The 3,590-nt window shown below is 73.5% G+C and carries 3 protein-coding genes; 1 reads left to right on the top strand and 2 read right to left on the bottom strand.

Features of this window, described 5'->3' with window-relative positions:
• Window positions 1-56: 56 nt before the first annotated feature.
• Window positions 57-686 carry an isopentenyl-diphosphate Delta-isomerase gene (gene idi / locus VIW71_RS02800; protein ID WP_414720629.1) on the bottom strand — a complete coding sequence of 210 codons (630 nt, stop codon included), beginning with the start codon at window positions 684-686 and terminating at the stop codon, window positions 57-59.
• 199 nt (window positions 687-885) lie between these two features.
• Window positions 886-1,830: a cation diffusion facilitator family transporter gene (locus VIW71_RS02795; RefSeq protein WP_331620273.1), complete on the bottom strand. Its 945-nt coding sequence runs from the start codon at window positions 1,828-1,830 to the stop codon at window positions 886-888.
• Window positions 1,831-2,237: 407 nt separating this feature from the next.
• Between VIW71_RS02795 and VIW71_RS02790 the strand changes: the two genes are divergently transcribed.
• Window positions 2,238-3,590 (top strand): CDP-alcohol phosphatidyltransferase family protein (locus VIW71_RS02790; protein ID WP_331620274.1); only part of this gene is annotated, 1,353 nt, incomplete at its 3' end.

Below are 3,590 nucleotides of genomic sequence, written 5' to 3'. Positions count from 1 at the left end.
CCCCCGGCCGCCGGTCCGTACGACCGCCGACCCGTGTCGCGCACCCGCCCGTACGCCTACCAGCCCGCCGAACCGCCGGTGACCTCGCGCGCCGCCGGGAGCGCCGCGTCCAGCACGGTCTGGAACCACGCCGAGAACGGTCCGGCCTCCCGCAGCCGGGCCAGTTCCGCCGGGCCGGCGAAGACGGTCTCGGCGATCTCCTCCGGGTCGGGCCGCAGCGGCTGGCGTACCAGTCCCACGAACAGGTGGTTGTACTCCTGCTCCACCAGACCGGAGGCAGGGTCCGGGTGGTTGTAACGGACCGTGCCCGCCTCCCGCATGAGGACCGGGGCGACGCCCAGCTCCTCGGCGGTGCGCCGGGCCGCCGCCACGAACGGCTGCTCACCGGGGTACGGATGCCCGCAGCAGGTGTTCGACCAGACACCGGGGGAGTGGTACTTGCCCAGCGCCCTGCGCTGGAGCAGCAGCCGCCCCTCGTCGTCGAAGAGGAAGACGGAGAACGCCCGGTGCAGCCGTCCAGGCGCCAGGTGCGCCGACAGCTTCTCCGCCGTGCCGATGGTCGCACCGTTCTCGTCGACCAGTTCGAGCATGATCGGGTCCGCGGCCCCGTTCGAGGACGGGGCTCCGTTCGAGGACGGCATGGCGGCCAGGGAGCCGGGTCGGCCGGTGGCAGGACTGGTTGGCATTTCCATCCTTTGCGTTCGACGACAAGACCTTAGTCTGCCTCACTCCGCAACCGGGCCCGTGCCCGCACCGCAGTCCGGTACCGGCGCGCGGGGGTACGGCGGTGGGTACGTCCGCACGCCGGGCGCCGGGCCGCCTCAGAGGGGGGTCGGGGTGGCCGTCCGGTACGCCACCGACGCCGCTCGGGACGGCGGCGTCACATCAGTGGCACAGCCGCGCCTCGTGCGCGGCGTGGCCCACCGGTTCCAACTGGAAGGTGCAGTGTTCCACGTCGAAGTGGGTGCCGAGGCAGCCCTGCAGATCGTGCAGCATCTTCTCGTAGCCGACCGCCTCCAGGACGTCCTGGCTGACCACGACGTGCGCCGACAGCACCGGCAGCCCCGAGGTGATCGTCCAGGCGTGCAGGTCGTGCAGCCCCTCCACACCGTTCAGCCCCTCGATGTGCCGGCGCACCTGTGCCATGTCCACATCCTTCGGTGCCGCTTCCAGCAGCACGTCCACCGCCTCGCGCAGCAACTGCCAGGTGCGCGGCACGATCATCAGACCGATCAGCAGGGAGGCCACGGCGTCGGCCCGCTGCCAGCCCGTGGCCAGGAAGACCCCGGCCGCCACCACGACCGCCAGCGACCCCAGCGCGTCCGCCATCACCTCGAGGAACGCCCCGCGGACGTTGAGGCTCTCCGCCTGTCCGCGCATCAGCACCATGAGTGCCACGCAGTTGGCCGCCAGGCCGACCAGACCGAAGACGACGGTCGCGCCGCCCTCGATGGCGTGCGGGCTGATCAGGCGCCGGACGCCCTCGTGGAAGATGAAGGCGCCCACTCCGAAGAGCAGCACCGCGTTGAGCACGGCGGCCAGGATCTCGGCGCGGGCGAAGCCGAAGGTGCGGCGCTCGCTCGGCGGGCGGGCGGCGATCCGGATGGCGAGCAGGGCCATGGCCAGACCGGCGGCGTCGGTGGCCATGTGGCCGGCGTCTGCCAGCAGCGCGAGGGACCCGGTGACGGCGCTTCCGGCCACCTCCGTGACGAGGACGAGCAGAGTGATGCCGAGTGCGATCCGCAGCCTGCCGCGGTACGCCGCCCCCGCAGTGCCCGACGGCTGCGGTCCGTGACTGTGACTGTGGCCGTGGCTGTGCCCTGCCCCCATCGACGTGCTCCTCTTCTTCCTTGTTCGTTCCCGGTCTTCCGGTCTGCGGCGGCCAGTCAACACCGGTCACCCACCGTGGGCAAGCCGGTACTGGAGACCGTTGTCATATGCGGTGACCTGCGGTGATGGTACGTACACGGGTCAGAGTGGCGGTGACAGCGGGTGAGCTCAGGGTCAGCTCCGGGTCAGCTCCGGGTCAGCTCACCCGGACAGGGAAGACGCACTGCGGTTGCGGGGGACGGCCGCGCGGGACGAGGACGATCAGGCCGTGCCGGACGACGAACAGACGAACAGGTGGTGAACGGCCACCCCCGCGGATCGGATAGCCTCTCCCCTCGTGCCTGGCCCGGCTCCGCCGCCGACGGCCCGCGGGCACGCCTCCGGACGTTTTGAGGGAGTGGGTTCCGCTGCCGACCGCCATTCTCACCGGCCCCCCCGCGGCCGGTACGCCGTCGCCGCTCGCGGACGACCTGCGGGCGCTGGGATTCCAGGTCGTCACCGAGGCCGGCACGCCGGCCGCCGTCGCGGCGCGGCTGGCGGCCACGCCCGCCGCCGAACGGGTGGCTCTGGTCGACCGCCGCTTCCTCGGCCACCGCCACGCCCTCCGGCTCGCCCTGACCGACCCGCGCTTCGCCGCCGCCGCGATCCCGGGCGCCCTCTCGGTCCAGCCCCCCGCCCGCCAGGCCCTCGTGCGCGCCCTGACCGCGGCCACCGCCGCTTTCACGGCCGACGCGTCCCCGTCCCACCCGACGCGGAGGGACGCGGGGCCGAACGAGGACCCTTCGGCCGCGACCCGCCCGGCGGGCGCCGCCACCGCCGCCCGTGACGGAGGCGCTGCCGTACTGCCCGATCTGGTCGCCGACGCCCTCGGCGAGTCGGGGACCGCACCGCACCGGCCCGAGCTCGGGGTGCTGGTCGCGGTCGTGCCGCGGGACGCCGCGCAGCGGGAGGCGGCGGGGGAGGCGGTCGCCGGGGTGGACGAGGAGGCCGTGCGGCTGCGCGGCGCGGTGAAGTCGCGGGACGGGTTCTTCACGACGTACTTCGTCAGCCCGTACTCGCGCTACCTCGCGCGGTGGTGCGCCCGGCGCGGGCTGACGCCGAACCAGGTGACGACGGCGTCGCTGCTGGTGGCGCTGATCGCCGCCGGATGCGCGGCGACCGGGACGCGCGGCGGATTCGTCGCCGCGGGCGTGCTGCTGCTGGTCTCGTTCGTACTGGACTGCGCCGACGGCCAGTTGGCCAGGTACGCGCTGCGCTACTCGACGCTCGGCGCGTGGCTGGACGCGACGTTCGACCGGGTGAAGGAGTACGCCTATTACGCGGGGCTCGCGCTCGGCGCCGCGCGCGGCGGTGACGACGTATGGGCGCTCGCGCTCGGCGCGATGGTGCTGCAGACCTGCCGGCACGTCGTGGACTTCGCGTTCAACGAGGCCAACCACGACGCGACCGCCAACGCCAGCCCCACCGCGGCGCTTTCCGGCCGTCTCGACAGGGTCGGCTGGACCGTGTGGGCGCGCCGGATGATCGTGCTGCCGATCGGTGAACGCTGGGCGCTGCTCGCGGTGCTCACCGCGGCCACCACACCCCATACCACCTTCGTCGTCCTGCTGACCGGCTGCGGCCTGGCCGCTTGTTACACCACCGCGGGCCGTGTCCTGCGCTCGCTCACGCGCTCGGCGCGGCGTACCGACCGGGCCGCCCGCGCCCTGGCCGAACTCGCCGACAGCGGACCGCTCGCCGAGACCGCCGCCCGGTCGCTG

Origin of the sequence: Streptomyces sp., from assembly GCF_036524955.1 — a bacterium.
Lineage (GTDB): Bacteria > Actinomycetota > Actinomycetes > Streptomycetales > Streptomycetaceae > Actinacidiphila.
The sequence above is the reverse complement of the archived record's forward strand: the minus strand, read 5'-3'. Positions and strand labels throughout refer to the sequence as shown.

What these genes read in the sequence shown, in the direction of transcription:
- idi (WP_414720629.1), bottom strand. Translation starts at nt 686, where the DNA reads ATGCCAACCAGTCCTGCCACCGGCCGACCCGGCTCCCTGGCCGCCATG.
- VIW71_RS02795 (WP_331620273.1), bottom strand. Translation starts at nt 1,830, where the DNA reads ATGGGGGCAGGGCACAGCCACGGCCACAGTCACAGTCACGGACCGCAG.